16 protein-coding genes are annotated in these 13,310 nt (G+C 66.5%); 3 read left to right on the forward strand and 13 right to left on the reverse strand.

Features of this window, described 5'->3' with window-relative positions; genetic code table 11:
• Both IV091_RS08365 and IV091_RS08370 read right to left on the reverse strand, forming a co-directional pair.
• On the reverse strand, window positions 1–848 hold an 848-nt coding region (locus IV091_RS08365; RefSeq protein ID WP_293467497.1), incomplete at its 3' end, for a 4-hydroxythreonine-4-phosphate dehydrogenase PdxA.
• A gap of 4 nt (window positions 849–852) precedes the next feature.
• Window positions 853–1,815, reverse strand: a complete 963-nt coding sequence (locus tag IV091_RS08370) for a tripartite tricarboxylate transporter substrate binding protein (RefSeq protein WP_293467499.1) — start codon at window positions 1,813–1,815, stop codon at window positions 853–855.
• A 142-nt stretch (window positions 1,816–1,957) separates the two neighbouring features.
• Here IV091_RS08370 and IV091_RS08375 point away from each other — a divergent pair, with 142 nt between their 5' ends.
• Window positions 1,958–2,908, forward strand: a complete 951-nt coding sequence (locus tag IV091_RS08375) for a LysR family transcriptional regulator (RefSeq protein ID WP_293467502.1) — start codon at window positions 1,958–1,960, stop codon at window positions 2,906–2,908.
• Between the two features lie 3 nt (window positions 2,909–2,911).
• Here the strand turns inward: IV091_RS08375 and IV091_RS08380 are convergent, their stop codons facing one another.
• Both IV091_RS08380 and IV091_RS08385 read right to left on the reverse strand, forming a co-directional pair.
• The gene (locus tag IV091_RS08380; RefSeq protein ID WP_293467504.1) at window positions 2,912–3,055 is read right to left on the reverse strand and encodes a DUF3149 domain-containing protein; all 144 of its coding nucleotides are present in this window, start codon (window positions 3,053–3,055) and stop codon (window positions 2,912–2,914) included.
• Between the two features lie 100 nt (window positions 3,056–3,155).
• On the reverse strand, window positions 3,156–3,662 hold the full coding sequence (locus tag IV091_RS08385) for a hemerythrin domain-containing protein (RefSeq protein ID WP_293467506.1): 507 nt from the start codon (window positions 3,660–3,662) through the stop codon (window positions 3,156–3,158).
• A 213-nt stretch (window positions 3,663–3,875) separates the two neighbouring features.
• Between IV091_RS08385 and IV091_RS08390 the strand changes: the two genes are divergently transcribed.
• Window positions 3,876–4,313: a universal stress protein gene (locus IV091_RS08390; RefSeq protein ID WP_293467508.1), complete on the forward strand. Its 438-nt coding sequence runs from the start codon at window positions 3,876–3,878 to the stop codon at window positions 4,311–4,313.
• On the opposite strand, the gene IV091_RS08395 is transcribed toward IV091_RS08390, so the two are convergent.
• From IV091_RS08395 to IV091_RS08435, 9 genes are all read right to left on the reverse strand, one after another.
• Window positions 4,310–4,567: a phosphopantetheine-binding protein gene (locus IV091_RS08395; RefSeq protein ID WP_293467510.1), complete on the reverse strand. Its 258-nt coding sequence runs from the start codon at window positions 4,565–4,567 to the stop codon at window positions 4,310–4,312. The genes IV091_RS08390 and IV091_RS08395 overlap by 4 nt on opposite strands.
• A gap of 15 nt (window positions 4,568–4,582) precedes the next feature.
• Entirely contained in the window at window positions 4,583–5,713 is a 1,131-nt protein-coding gene (locus IV091_RS08400; protein ID WP_293467512.1) for a dihydrolipoamide acetyltransferase family protein, read from the reverse strand.
• Entirely contained in the window at window positions 5,706–6,677 is a 972-nt protein-coding gene (locus tag IV091_RS08405) for an alpha-ketoacid dehydrogenase subunit beta (RefSeq protein ID WP_293467514.1), read from the reverse strand. Before IV091_RS08405 ends, IV091_RS08400 begins: the two co-directional genes overlap by 8 nt.
• Entirely contained in the window at window positions 6,674–7,657 is a 984-nt protein-coding gene (pdhA, locus tag IV091_RS08410) for a pyruvate dehydrogenase (acetyl-transferring) E1 component subunit alpha (RefSeq protein WP_293467516.1), read from the reverse strand. The genes IV091_RS08405 and pdhA overlap by 4 nt, the downstream gene beginning before the upstream one ends.
• A complete protein-coding gene (gene acsA, locus IV091_RS08415) occupies window positions 7,654–9,417 on the reverse strand; it encodes an acetate--CoA ligase (RefSeq protein ID WP_293467518.1) in 1,764 nt (587 codons plus the stop codon). The genes pdhA and acsA overlap by 4 nt, the downstream gene beginning before the upstream one ends.
• Before the next feature lie 96 nt (window positions 9,418–9,513).
• The gene (ald, locus tag IV091_RS08420) at window positions 9,514–10,602 is read right to left on the reverse strand and encodes an alanine dehydrogenase (protein WP_293467520.1); all 1,089 of its coding nucleotides are present in this window, start codon (window positions 10,600–10,602) and stop codon (window positions 9,514–9,516) included.
• 154 nt (window positions 10,603–10,756) lie between these two features.
• Window positions 10,757–11,518: an SDR family NAD(P)-dependent oxidoreductase gene (locus IV091_RS08425; RefSeq protein ID WP_293467522.1), complete on the reverse strand. Its 762-nt coding sequence runs from the start codon at window positions 11,516–11,518 to the stop codon at window positions 10,757–10,759.
• Between the two features lie 31 nt (window positions 11,519–11,549).
• Window positions 11,550–12,212, reverse strand: coding sequence for a protocatechuate 3,4-dioxygenase (locus IV091_RS08430; protein ID WP_293467524.1), 663 nt, complete (start codon window positions 12,210–12,212; stop codon window positions 11,550–11,552).
• A 69-nt stretch (window positions 12,213–12,281) separates the two neighbouring features.
• On the reverse strand, window positions 12,282–12,770 hold the full coding sequence (locus IV091_RS08435) for a pyridoxamine 5'-phosphate oxidase family protein (protein WP_293467526.1): 489 nt from the start codon (window positions 12,768–12,770) through the stop codon (window positions 12,282–12,284).
• Between the two features lie 136 nt (window positions 12,771–12,906).
• Between IV091_RS08435 and IV091_RS08440 the strand changes: the two genes are divergently transcribed.
• Window positions 12,907–13,310: NAD(P)H-dependent oxidoreductase (locus tag IV091_RS08440; protein ID WP_293467528.1), on the forward strand; the 404-nt coding region annotated here is incomplete at its 3' end.

Below are 13,310 nucleotides of genomic sequence, written 5' to 3' on the forward strand. Positions count from 1 at the left end.
AGCTTGATGGCGATCTGGCCCTGGTCGTGGTACATGGTGACGATGGCCTGGTACTGGCCGTCGCGTGCTTTCAGGAAGATGGTGTCGGCGGGGAAGGGGCCATCGACCGCAAAGCCGCTGGCGCGCAGTGCTTCGACCGCCGGCGCGATGATGTCGATTTCCTCGCGCCCGCAGACGCCACCATCACCGCCGTGCGGGTTGAAGGCGGCAATCGCCACTTTCGGGTTTGCCGTGCCGCTGGCCTGCAGGGACTGGTAGATCAGCCGGGCCGCATCCACGATGCGTTCGGTGCTGAGCAGCGCCGCCGCATCCTTGAGCGGAATGTGCGAGGACACGCGCGAAGTCCACAGGTCGCCCAGCGTGTTGAATTCGCAGAAATAGCCGGTCACGCCCAGGTACTGGGCAAAGTGATGCAGCTCGTCTTCGTGCTTGAGCCCGCCTTGCTTCATGGCGAACTTGTTCAGCGGTGCAAAGCAGATGGCATCGACCTCGCCGCGTTGGGCCCCGTCCATGCAAAGGTTGAGCGCCTGCAGCACCGACGCGCCGCAGGCTGCCCTGGCTTGGCCGCGCGCTACCGCGTCAGGCTGGATGCTGTTGACGGCAAGAAACGCCGGCAGGCGCGGGTCGGGCCGGCTGCGCACTTCGGCCAGTGTCTGCACCGCTTGTGTTTCCACGGCGTGCCCGGCAATGTGCTGGCCGTCCAGCCAGAGCCACGGGTCGCCGACGAGCACGACATTGGCGCCTTCGGTGATGCCGGGCTGGCTCAAAAGGCGGGCTATCAGTTCGGGGCCTATGCCTGCCGCGTCGCCCAGCGTCAGGGCAATGACAGGTGTTTGCTGCTTGGTCATGCGTTCAGTCCAGCTTGATGTTCTTCTTGGCGATGAGGTCGCCGTAGCGTTTGTTTTCAGCCGTGTGAAACGCCGCGAACTGCGCCTGCGTCATGGGCGTCAGGTCAGCGCCGATGGCCCCCAGGCGGGATTGGGTCTCGGGCAGGGCCAGCACTTTGGTGACGTCGGCGTACACCCGATCCTGCACGGCCCTGGGCGTGGAAGACGGCATATAAATGCCGTACCAAGCGCTCATTTCCACGCCGTTCAGCCCGGCTTCCGCCATGGTTGGCACATTGGGCAGCTGCGGATTGCGCTTGGCGCTGGCGACGGCCAGGGCTTTGATGCGGCCGTTCCTGACCTGGCCGATGACCGACGGCATGGTGTCGAAACTCATCTGCACCTGGCCGCCCACCAGGTCAATCAGCGCGGGGCCGCTGCCGCGATAAGGGATGTGCGTGATGAACACGCCGGCCGAATCTTTGAACAGCTCGGCCGCGATGTGCTGCGTGCTGCCCGAGCCGCTGGAGGCGTAGTTGAGCTGGCCGGGCTGGCTCCTGGACAGCTTGACCAGCGACTGGACCGAATCGACTGGCAGGGCATTGTTGACCACCAGCACATTGGGCACCGCGCCCACAAACACCACCGGCACCAGGTCCTTGTTGCTGTCGTAGCCCAGCTTGAGCAGATGCGGGGCAATGGCGTGCGCGGTCGAGACGCCCATCACCATCGTGTGGCCGTCGGTGGACTTGGCCGTCACGTCGGCGGCCAGGGTGTTGGATGCGCCGGGGCGGTTTTCCACCACCACGGCTTGTTTGAGCAGCGGACCGAGCCGGTCGGCCACGGCGCGCGCCATGGCATCCGTGCCGCCGCCGGGGGCTGAGCCCACCAGGAGGCGCACCGGTTTGGTGGGCCAGTCTTGAGCCAGGGCAGGGGCTTGGCAGGCGAGGGTGCAGGCGGCTACCAGCAGGGCGGGTAAAAGTTTCATGTTGTCTCCAGGACTGTTGTGGTGATGCAATGCGCAGATGGTAGAGGTGCTGAAACTTATCGTAAATTGAAAATAAATGATTATTTGATAAGCAGTGGTTATCATTTGGCCTTGCATTTTTTGCCTTAAACGCCTCGCACCCATGTCCGACATCTCAGCCATTTCACACATTCCCCAGCTTCTGAACCGCCTGCGCATGCGGCAGGTCGCCCTGATCCTGGCGGTGGGCGAGCACGGCACCTTGCGCAAGGCGTCGGGCGAACTGGGCATGACGCAGCCGGCCGCCACCAAGATGATTCACGAACTGGAGTCGGCGCTGGGGCAAAAGCTGTTTGAGCGGGTGGGGCGCGGCCAGAAGCTGACGCCGGCCGGCACCAGCGTGCTGGGCTATTTCCGCGGCCTGCGCGGCTCCATCGCGTCCATGACGCGGGAGCTGGCTGAGCTGCAACTGGGCAGTTCGGGCCGTGTGTCGGTTGGCAGCATCATGGCGCCGTCGCCCACCTTGCTCACGCAAGCCATCATTGCGCTGAAAAAAGCCTATCCGCTGCTGTCGATTGATGTGACGCTCGACACCAGCGACCGCCTGTTCGAGTTGCTGCGCGAAGGGGTGCTGGATGTGGCGATTGGGCGGGTGCGTGGCGAGCAGTGGGCCGATTACGTTTTCACGCCGCTGGAAAACGAAGAGCTGGCCATCGTGGTGGGCATGCACCACCCGCTGGGGAAAAAGAAATCAGTGCCGTTCTCCAGCCTGCTCGACTACCCGTGGATACTGCAGCCCACCGGCAGTCCGATGCGCGAGGTGCTGGAGCAGGAGTTCAGGATGCAGCAGGCGCCCTTGCCAAGGGGCCTGATTGAAACGGCCTCCATCCTCACGACCACCAACCTGATTGCCGAAACCGACATGGTCGGCGTGGTGCCCCAGTCGATTGCCGACACCTATGCCCGGCATGGTCTGCTCAGGGTGTTGCCGTGCCATATCCAGCACAAGATGGAGTCGTTTGGCTCCATTACCCGCAAGGACAGGCCGCTGAGCGAAGCCGCCCGGTTTTTTCTTTCGGCACTTCACCCGCGTGAACTGCCCGGGCGGCTTTAAGGCTTATTCGCCAGCCCGCTTGGCATCCTCGTCCATCTTGCCCATGAACAGGCGCAGGAAAAAAATGCCCATGCCGATCATGAAGGCGATGCCAATGACGCTCATGAGGCCGTAGTCGGTGGAGAAGAGGTCGGTCAGTAGTTTCATGCGGATGGTTCCCGGAGTTGCAAGCATCAGTATCTGCCATCCAGCCGCTTTGAAACATGATCCTGGTCAAGGTTCGATGCCTTCTCCGGCCGGGCAGGGCTCAGGCAGGCTGCCCGGCGGGTTCCACGGAGGCATGGTCTGAACAACTGGCACCGCCGCAGCCGTGAATGACGTCTGGCGGCAAGGCCTCAGGCATGGCCACTGTGCCGGTGAGCGGGTCGTAGCCGATGCGGCGCAGGTGCAGCGCCAGCGCCGCGTCCATAGACTGGGCGTGCTGCGGGAACCAGATGGCCAGTTCCCGCGCCATCTGGCGCACGACCCCCAAGTTACCGGCTTCGCCGCTGGTGATGCCTTCACGCATCACTTGCAGCACGACCTTGTGTTGCACGCTGTGGCAGTTGCTGGACGAAAACCGGGTGCTCTGCATCCATTGATCCTCGCGGCCGAAGTGATCGTCGGTGTGCGCCACCAGCGCGCGCCAGTGGGCCAGCAGTGCGTCGTCGGCGGCAGTCTCTACCTGCGCCAGCAGCACCACAAATTCGCGGTGGGTGTCATCCATCACGGGGAGGTCCAGCGCAAGTGCGTCTGACCATTCAAGATTCGGCATGTGTTGGGCTCCTGTTTGTCCAGCGCAAGAGCTTACGCAATGACGGTCTGACGGGTTTTGATCCAGGTCATTGAAGCTGCTGCCCGCCTTGCGAACAACTTCTTCAGATCGATATTCGGATCCATTCAACCGCCGCCTTGATGCCGGTCAAGGCGCCAGCCGCAGGGCCCACCATAATAAAAATTTGCCACTCATCTCAAGAGGCTACGCATCATGTACAAACATATTCTGGTTCCCGTCGACGGCTCTTCCACCGCGCTGCAAGCCGTGCGTCAGGCGGTGGACATCGCCAGCACGTATGGCAGCGCAGTGACAGCGATTTACGTGATCGACCCCTATCCCTTTACCGGCGTGGCCACTGAATTGGCCTATGGCCAGGCCGAGTATTTGACCGCAGCCAAGGCCGAGGCCCAGGAGGCGCTCGCCATCGTGCGCACGCAGGTCGAAGCGGCAGGGTTGAAAGTGGATGCCCGGATGGTGGAGGCCCATGCGACGTGGCGCGGCATCGTCGAAACGGCCGATGCGATCAAGGCGGATCTGGTGGTCATGGGCTCGCATGGCCGCCATGGGCTTGAAAAGCTGGTGCTGGGCAGCGTGACGCAGCGGGTGCTCCAGCATGCCACGCAGCCGGTGCTGGTGGTGCGCGGCTAAACGGTTGCCGGGGGCAGCCTGGCGCGCAAATACGCCAGCAAGTCCTTGAGCGTCACCAGTTGCCCGTAGTCTGACTCGGCAATCTCGACCTTCAACTGCTGGCTCAACCCGATCAGGAAATTGAGCCAGTCCATCGAATCCAGGTCTACCTGCAGGCGCAGGGGCCGGTTGTCGCCAAGCAGCGCCGCATCGACTTCGGGTGCAATCGACAGCAGCGTGGCCACGACGGTGCTGCGCAATTGGGCATCATTCATTGGTGGGTCTCCGGTTTACAGCGCTTCGGGCTGCTGCAGCAAGGCGCGCAATTCGGCCAGAAAAAGCGCGCCACGGTGGCCGTCAGATACCCGGTGGTCCGCCGCCAGGCTGGCGGTCACGGTGGGCATCACGCCCAGCGTGCCATCGGCATCCACCCACGGCCGCCTGGCCATGCTGCCAAAGCCCACCAGCGCCACCTGCGGCGGGTAGATCACGCCCAGCACCGCTTCCACGCCCTGGTCACCCAGGTTGGTCACGGTCACGCAGGCGTCGGTCATTTCAGAGCTGCGCAGCGAGCCAGCGCGGCACCGCTTGACCAAATCGGCCAGTTCCTGCATCAGCAGCGCCAGCGGCTTGGCTGCAACGTCGTGCAGGGCCGGGGCGATCAGGCCGCCCTGGCGCAGCGAGATGGCCACGCCGATGTGGACGGCTGCAGCGGGCTTGAACTGGTCGTCCTGGTATACGCCGCTGAACTCGGGGTACTTTTTCAGCGCCAGCGCAACCGCCTTGAGTTGCAGCACCGCCATCAGCAGGCGCTCGGTGATCGGGCGGCCTGCGTTTTCATGTTCCAGCCATTGCTGCGCCCGCGCCATCGGAATGGTTTCCAGCAGGTAGTAGTGCGGAATCTCGCGGTTGGAGCGGCTCATGGCGGCGGCAATGGCGCGACGCGTTTCCAGCTGGCGGTTGGCGGCGAAAGAAGGGGAAGAAGAGGGCGTGGGCGGCGCTACCGTTTTTTCAGCCCCGGCCGAGGCAGCGGCCCGTTCAACGTCGGCCAGCGTCACGACGCCGTCCGCGCCGCTTCCTTTCAACGCGCTGAGGGCCAGGCCCAGCGCCTGCGCCTTTTGCCGTGCTGCGGGGGATATGCGCTGGCGGCTTGTGGCGGCTGGTGCGGCCTCTGGTGCGGTTTCCCCCGGAGCCGTCAAGGTGGCCAGCACCGCGCCCACCGGCACCTTGTCGCCTGCCTCCACCAGCAGCGTCTGCACCGTGCCGTCCTGCCAGATCTCGATGTCGATCGCCGCCTTGGAGGTGTCCACCACCGCCACGACCTGGCCCTTGTGCACGGCGTCGCCGGGCTTGACCTTCCATTCCAGCAGCGTGCCTTCGTCCATGTCGGCGCCCAGCGAGGGCAGCTTGAACTCAAACATGGAGCATCCCCTTCACCACGGCGACGATCTTGGCGACCTGCGGCAGCGCGGCGTCTTCGAGGTGTTTGGCATAGGGAATCGGCACTTCTTCGCTGCACACGCGCGCCACCGGCGCATCGAGGTCAAAAAAGCAGTCTTCCATGAGCCGCGCCATGATTTCGGCCGCCAGGCTGCCGGTTTTCCAGCCTTCGTCAACCACCACGGCGCGGTGCGTCTTGCGCACCGATGCTGCGACGGTGGCCGTGTCCAGCGGCCGCAGCACGCGCAGGTCAATCACTTCCACGTCCATGCCTTCGCTGGCCAGTTCGCTGGCCGCCTGCAGGGCCTTGGGCAGGCTGCCGCCGTAGGTGATCAGCGTCAGCTGCGTGCCCGGGCGCCTGATGGCGGCATGTGTGATGTCGCAGCGCCAGTCATCGGGCAGCTCGGCTTCCAGGTTGTAGAGCTGCGCGTGCTCGAAGATCACCACCGGGTCCGGGTCGGCCAGCGCGGGGCCCAGCATGCCGCGAGCGTCAGCCACGGTGGCTGGCGCCAGCACGCGGATGCCCGGAATGTGGGCGTACCAGTTTTCCAGGCTGTGCGAATGCTGGGCCGCCAGCTGCCGGCCCGCGCCAGTCGCCATGCGCACCACCAGCGGCACTGAAAACTGCCCGCCCGACATGTGGCGCAGGCTTGCCGCCGTGTTTACGATCGGGTCCAGCGCCAGCAGGCTGAAGTTCACCGTCATCACTTCAACAATCGGCCGCATGCCGCCCAGTGCCGCGCCCACGCCAGCGCCCACGAATCCCAGCTCCGACAGCGGTGTGTCGCGTATGCGCTCCGGGCCGAACTCTTCAAAAAATCCCTTGGACACCGCATAAGTGCCGCCATAGCGGCCCACGTCTTCGCCCATCAGAAAGACGCGCGGGTCGTTCTTGAGCGCCTCGCGCAGGGCCTGGCGCAGCGCTTCGCGGTAACTTATTTTCATGACGGGCCCTGTGGGGTGTAAACATCTTTGAGCAAATCCTCTATCGGCTCCAGTTCTGCCGCGTCGGCATAGGCCGCCGCATCCGCCACCTCGGCCTGGGCGCGTGCGTCAAGGGCCAGAAATGCTTTTTCGGTCAGATCCCCTGTCGCCTTGAGCTTTGCCGTAAAGCTGTGGATCGGCCCGCGCTGCTTCCATTGCTCGATTTCCGCCTTGTCGCGGTACAGATCGGGGTCAAACATCGAGTGCGCGCGAAAGCGGTAGGTGGCGTATTCCATGAAGAAGGGGCCGCTGCCCGCGCGCACCTGTTGCGCAGCCTGACGCGTGGCTTCGTGAACCGCCCGTACGTCCATGCCGTCCACCTTGACGGCCGGCACCCGGTAGCTCGCGGCCCTGGCGCACAGGTCGGTCTGTGACTGGGAACGCGCCAGCGCCGTGCCCATGGCGTACAGGTTGTTTTCGCAGCAAAACAGCAAGGGCAACTGCCACAGCGCGGCCAGGTTCATGGCCTCGTGAAAGGCGCCCTCGGCCATGGCCCCTTCGCCAAAAAAGCAGGCCGTCACCCGCTTCGTGCCCTGCAGCTTGTCGGCCAGCGCCATCCCCACCGCCAGCGGCAGGCCACCACCCACAATGGCGTTGCCGCCATAAAAGTGCCGGTCGGCGTCAAACAGGTGCATGGAGCCGCCATGGCCCCGGCAGCAGCCCGACGCCTTGCCATACATCTCGGCCATGATGGCGCGCAGCGGCACGCCGCGCAGCAGTGCATGGGCGTGTTCGCGGTAGGTGGCGATGACGCTGTCTTCTGGCGCCAGGGCGCGCAGGGCGCCTGCCGCGCAGGCCTCCTCGCCAATGTAGAGGTGCAAAAAGCCGCGTATCTTGCCGGCGCCATAGAGTTCGGCGCACTTTTCTTCCATGCGGCGTATGCGCAGCATGTCGGTCAGCAGTTCCAGCGACAGCGTCAGACTGGCGTGAACAGGGGTCATGCGCCGGCCTCCAGGGTTGAGGTGTCGCCTTCCGGCAGGCCCAGTTCGCGCGCCTTGAGCAGGCGCCGCATGATCTTGCCGCTGCGTGTGCGCGGCAGCGTGGCCAGGAAAGCGATGTCCTTGGGCGCCACGGCGGCGCCCAGTCTTTTACGCGCATGGCCCATCAGTTCCAGGCGCAGCGCGTCGCTGGGTGCAAAGCCTTCTTTCAGCGAGACAAAGGCCTTGACCACTTCACCCACCAATGGGTCGGGCTTGCCGATCACCCCGGCCTCGGCCACGGCCGGGTGTTCCATCAGCGCGCTTTCCACCTCGAACGGGCCAATCAGGTGGCCGGCCGACTTGATCACGTCATCAAGCCGGCCGACGAACCAGTAGTAGCCGTCGGCGTCCACCCGCGCCAGGTCACCGGTCAGGTACCAGTCGCCCGCGAAGCATTTCTGGTAGCGCGCCTCGTTGTTCAGGTAGCCGCGCAGCATGGAGGGCCAGCCGCGTTTGAGCGCCAGCTCGCCCTCCTGGTCGGGCTGGTCCAGCACCTCGACGGAGCCGTCGGCATGCTGCTGCACGATGGCGGCCTCGACGCCAGGCAGGGGCAGACCCATGGAGCCGGGCTTGATGTCCAGCGCCGGCAGGTTGGCGATCATGATGCCGCCGGTTTCGGTCTGCCACCAGTTGTCGTGGATCGGCTTGCCCAGCACGTCCATGCCCCACCAGACCGCTTCGGGATTGAGCGGCTCCCCCACGCTGGCGACAAAGCGCAGCTTCGGGTAGTCGTAGCGCCGGGCCAGTTCGGCCCCCGTCTTCATCAGCATGCGGATCGCCGTGGGCGCGGTGTACCAGACACTGACCTGCTGCTCGTGCAGGATGCGCCACCAACGCTCGGCGTCGAACTCGGCTTCATCGACGATGGAGGTCACGCCATGCAGCAGCGGTGCAATGATGCCGTAGGAGGTGCCTGTGACCCAGCCCGGGTCCGCCGTGCACCAGAAGATGTCCTCTGGATGCAGGTCCAGCGCGTAGCGGCCGGTGGCCCAGTGCGTCACCACCGCGCCATGCACATGCAGCGCGCCCTTGGGGGTGCCGGTGGTTCCGCTGGTGAAGTGCAGCAGGGCCGGGTCTTCCGGCTGGGTGGCCACGATGTCAAAGTATTCTGAAGCCTCGGCCATGCGTTGCGCCAGGTCGTGCGTGCCGGGGATCGCGGTCGGCTGCCCTTCGTCGCTGACCAGCAGCACATGCCGCAAGGCGGGCAGCTGCGCGCGGATTTGCGCCACCTTGCGCGCATACAGCCCGTCGGTGGTGACCAGCACCGCGCCTTCGCCGAGTTGCAGGCGCGTGGCCAGCGGCTCGGGGCCAAAAGCGGAGAAGAGCGGCGACACCACGCAGCCCTGCTTGAAGCTGCCCAGCACCGCCGTGTACAGCGCCGGAATGCGGCCGGTCAGCACGAACACGCGCTCGCCACGCTGCACGCCTAGCGCCCTTAGCACGTTGGCAAAGCGGTTGGTGAGGCGGGAGAGTTCGCGGTAGCGGATGTCATGCTGGCCCTGGCTGCCCAGAAAGCGAAAGGCCACATGGTCGGCCAGCGCGCCTTCTGCATGGCGGTCTACGGCTTCATGGGCAATGTTGAGTCCGCCGCCGGGCAGGCCGGCCAGTTCGCGCCGTGCCGCGTCCCACGAAAATGTGCGGCAGGTGGCGGCGTAGTCGGCCAGGTTGGGCGGCGGCGCCAGGTCAGCAGGATTCTTGTGAATGATGGCCGGGCGACCCATGGCGCGCTCCTTGTATTCAGGCCATTGTGGAGAGGGCCTGCCGGGCGGGGCTTGATGTGCATCAAGGCCGATGGCCCACCCCCGCGCGGGCGGGTTTTAAACGTAGCCCAGCGCGCGTGCCACGGCGGCATGCGTGACCCGGCCGTCCTGCACATTGAGCCCGTTGGCCAGGTGCGTATCGTCGGCCAGCGCCTGCTGCCAGCCCTTGTCGGCCAGCGCAAGCGCAAACGGCAGCGTCGCCTGGGTCAGCGCAAACGTCGACGTGCGGGCCACCGCGCCGGGCATGTTGGCCACGCAGTAGTGCACGATGCCATCGACCACAAAGGTCGGCTCGGCATGGGTGGTCGGGTGGCTGGTCTCGAAGCAGCCGCCCTGGTCGATGGACACGTCCACCAGCACCGAACCCGGCCGCATGCGGGCCAGCCATTCGCGCCGCACCAGTTTGGGCGCGGCGGCGCCCGCCACCAGCGCCGCGCCTATCACCAGGTCAGCGTCCAGCACCAGCGCTTCAATCGTGGCCGCAGTGGCGTAGCGGGTCTGGATGCGGTTGCCGAACTGCTCGTCCAGGCGGCGCAGGCGTTCGGCCGAGCGGTTCACCACCGTGACCTGGGCGCCGAGTCCCACGGCCATCCTGGCGGCATTGCTGCCGACCACGCCGCCCCCCAGAATCACCACCTTGCCTGGCGCCACACCCGGAACGCCGCCCAGCAGCACGCCCGCGCCGCCGCGGGGTTTTTCAAGGCAGGCCGCGCCCACCTGTAGGGCCATGCGGCCCGCAACCTCGCTCATGGGTGCCAGCAGCGGCAGGCCGCCGGCCGGGCTGGTCACGGTTTCATAGGCCATGGCCGTCACGCCCGAGTCCATCAGCAGCCGGGTTTGCGCGGGGTCGGCGGCCAGGTGCAGGTAGGTGAACAGCACCTGTTCAGGCCGTAGCAGCCGGCATTCCTGCGGCTGGGGTTCCTTGACTTTCAGGACCAGGCCGGCCCGCGCGAATACCTCTTGCGGGGTGTCTGCCAGTTCCGCGCCAGCCGCCAGGTAGTGGGCATCGAGCAGGCCAATGGCCGCGCCGGCATTTTTTTCCACCAGCACCTGGTGCCCGTGCGCGACGAACTCCCGCACTCCCTCGGGCGTGGCCGCCACCCGGTATTCATGGGCCTTGATTTCCTTTGGAATGCCGATGCGCATGACGGGGCTCCCTGATGATGTGGGAGTCCATGCTGGTCTGTTTAGAGTCTGCCGCCGTTGACGAAAATCACCTGGGCACCAGAAGCCCGGCCGAATCGGCGTGCAGGCGCAAGCACCAGGACAGGGTGACGGCAAGCGGCCCGGTGGCTGCCCATCAGCCCGCGTCGCGCACGTCAGCCACCGGGTTGGCGCCGAAGTCGGCGCGCTCAAGCCAGGCCAGCACCCGGGCGGCCGCGTCGTCGGGCGAGGTCAGCAGGCCCCGGTCTTTCAGGCCGACAAAGCTGGCGCGGTCCGGGAACGCGGCGGCATTGGCGCCGCGCAGCTGCACCTGCATGTCGGTGTCTATCACCCCGGGCGCCAGCGCGCACACTTTGGCGCCCCCGGGTTTCAGCCCTTCTTCCAGCGCCAGGCAGCGCGTGAAGTGGTCCAGGCCCGCCTTGGCCGTGCAATAGCCGGCTTGCGACGCCATGGCGCGCCGGCCCAGCCCCGAGGAAATGTTGAGCACCTTGCGCGCCGCTGTCCACGTGGCGGTGGCGTGCAGAAAGGCGGCGGTGAGTTGCATCGGTGCTTCGAGCCCCACGCGCAGGGCGTGGGCCAGATCGGCTGCGTCGGCGTCGCGGACCGGGCCAATGCGCGGAATCACGCCGGCGTTGTTGATCAGCGTGGCGCTGGCATAGGCATCGGCTGCCTGCGTGGTCAGCCAGTCGGCCAGCCGGGCGCTGGCCGCTGCGCCCTCGGCCAGGTCTTGCGGCCATTGAATCAGCTCGCAAGCGCTGCTGGCCGCCTGCTGTGCCAGCGCGTCGCTGGTGTGGCGCGACAGGCACAAGAGCGTATGCCCCGGCTGCAGCAGTTGCCGGGCCATGGCCAGGCCCATGCCGCGCGAGGCGCCGGTGAGGATGAAGAGGTGTTGGGTCATGCCGCCATGGTAGCGCCGGTGCGCTGGGCCGTCAGGCGTCCACCACGATGGGGAAGGTGGCGCGCAGGCCGCCCTGGCCCGGCGTGAACGGCACCGTCAGCGCCGCGCGTGCCGCGTCGTCGGGCAGGCGCCGCCACAAGACGTCACGCGCATTGCCCGTGTCGCCTGCCACGTAGAGCTGGGTCGTCAGCAACTCGTGCGGCCCCAGCTTGACCTTGACGTGAATGTGCGGCGTGCGCCCGCTGTAGGGCGCCGGGCGTATGGTGCGAAAGCGGTACTGCCCGTCGGCCCCGGCGGTGACCCGGCCAAAGCCCTGAAACGCCGCGTCGGCGCGGCCGCCGTCGCCCGGGTGGTGGTAGTGGCCGGCGTGGTCGCATTGCCAGATTTCAATTTGCGCGCCGCGCACGGGCTGGCCGGCGCGGTCGGTCACCGTGCCTTCCAGCCACACCGGCTGGCCACGGCTGTAGCGCTGGCTGCCGTTGCGCAGCAGGTCAAAGTCGCTGTCGGCCGGCAGGACGACCGCGTAGAACGGGCCTTCGGTCTGGGTCGGCGTGAGCGTTCGCGCCTGCGGGGCCTGCGCGCGGGCGCCGGTCCAGACAAAGGGCGCGGCCACCAGCGCCGTCACCAGATGGCGGCGCTGCCGGTTGCGGGGGGCAGCCAGTGCTGCGTTTTGGGGGTTTGCAAGCGGGGTCATGGTCGGGTCTCCTGCGTCAAATTGGTCGGACTGCTGCAGCGCTGAACAAGTTCCACCTTGGTCGCGGCATCAGTCTGCCAGCATCCGGGTGAGTTCGTCCCCGTCGACCTGGCGGGCCGCGCCAAACCCGGCCACCTGCCGCGCGCCGGTGGGGCGCAGCAGCACGAACATGAAGTCGCCCAGCGCGGTCATCGGCTCGGCCTCGGGAAAGCGCGCCAGGTAGGCGGCGCGCGCGGCTGCCCAGGCGGCGCTGCCCGGCTCGGGCACCTGGGCCATGGCGTCCAGCGTGACGCGCGGCAGGGCATGCACCGCTTGCCCGTCCACTTCAGCGGCCATGACCATCAGCGACACCTGCGGGTGCGCGAGCAGGTTGCGCGTGTGCGGGGCCAGGGCGCTGAGGTGCACCACCAGGCCGCCCTGGTCGGCGCAGCGGGCAAACGGCACCATCGACACAAACGGCTGCTCGGGGCGCTCGGCGTCCAGCGTGCCCAGCGCCGCCACGCGGCGCGCGGCCAGCAGTTCGCGCAGGGCAAGGCTCAGGCGGGGTTCATGGGTCATGGCGGGCTCCGGCAAGGTGGACAGTGAAAGTTTGTGCTGATTTTGACAGCCGGGCCGTTGCGCTGCGTCAAACGCTTTTGCTGTGCGCCCTGCCACCATGCAGGCATTGCCCGCAAATTTGCAGCAGGAGCCTGACATGACCCAACGCATTCTCTTGATTCAGGGCCACCCCGACGCGACCCAGCGCCATCTGGGGCACGTGCTGGAAGACGCCTACGCCAGCGGCGCGCTCGCGCACGGGCATGAGGTGCGCCGCGTGCAGGTGGCGGCACTGGACTTTCCCATGCTGCGCAGCCAGGAAGCCTGGGAGCGCGGCGACCTGCCGCCCGCCTTGCTGCAGGCCCAAGCCGATATCGCGTGGGCGCAGCACCTGGTGCTGTTTTTTCCGCTGTGGCTGGGCGACATGCCGGCGCTGCTCAAGGGTTTTCTGGAACAGGTGGCGCGGCCCGGATTTGCCTTCAAGGCCGAAGGCGACAACCCGTTTGGGCAGAAGGCGCTGGCCGGGCGTTCGGCGCGCGTGGTGGTCACCATGGGCATGCC

The sequence above is a fragment of the Polaromonas sp. genome, assembly GCF_018780625.1.
GTDB lineage: Bacteria > Pseudomonadota > Gammaproteobacteria > Burkholderiales > Burkholderiaceae_C > Polaromonas.

Bases quoted from the DNA above. Each gene is read 5' to 3' on its own strand.
- IV091_RS08375 (WP_293467502.1), top strand. From the start codon at position 1,958: ATGTCCGACATCTCAGCCATTTCACACATTCCCCAGCTTCTGAACCGC.
- acsA (WP_293467518.1), bottom strand. From the start codon at position 9,417: ATGGGTCGCCCGGCCATCATTCACAAGAATCCTGCTGACCTGGCGCCG.
- IV091_RS08380 (WP_293467504.1), bottom strand. From the start codon at position 3,055: ATGAAACTACTGACCGACCTCTTCTCCACCGACTACGGCCTCATGAGC.
- IV091_RS08395 (WP_293467510.1), bottom strand. From the start codon at position 4,567: ATGAATGATGCCCAATTGCGCAGCACCGTCGTGGCCACGCTGCTGTCG.
- IV091_RS08405 (WP_293467514.1), bottom strand. From the start codon at position 6,677: ATGAAAATAAGTTACCGCGAAGCGCTGCGCCAGGCCCTGCGCGAGGCG.
- IV091_RS08400 (WP_293467512.1), bottom strand. From the start codon at position 5,713: ATGTTTGAGTTCAAGCTGCCCTCGCTGGGCGCCGACATGGACGAAGGC.
- IV091_RS08390 (WP_293467508.1), top strand. From the start codon at position 3,876: ATGTACAAACATATTCTGGTTCCCGTCGACGGCTCTTCCACCGCGCTG.
- IV091_RS08430 (WP_293467524.1), bottom strand. From the start codon at position 12,212: ATGACCCCGCTTGCAAACCCCCAAAACGCAGCACTGGCTGCCCCCCGC.
- IV091_RS08385 (WP_293467506.1), bottom strand. From the start codon at position 3,662: ATGCCGAATCTTGAATGGTCAGACGCACTTGCGCTGGACCTCCCCGTG.
- pdhA (WP_293467516.1), bottom strand. From the start codon at position 7,657: ATGACCCCTGTTCACGCCAGTCTGACGCTGTCGCTGGAACTGCTGACC.
- ald (WP_293467520.1), bottom strand. From the start codon at position 10,602: ATGCGCATCGGCATTCCAAAGGAAATCAAGGCCCATGAATACCGGGTG.
- IV091_RS08425 (WP_293467522.1), bottom strand. From the start codon at position 11,518: ATGACCCAACACCTCTTCATCCTCACCGGCGCCTCGCGCGGCATGGGC.
- IV091_RS08370 (WP_293467499.1), bottom strand. From the start codon at position 1,815: ATGAAACTTTTACCCGCCCTGCTGGTAGCCGCCTGCACCCTCGCCTGC.
- IV091_RS08435 (WP_293467526.1), bottom strand. From the start codon at position 12,770: ATGACCCATGAACCCCGCCTGAGCCTTGCCCTGCGCGAACTGCTGGCC.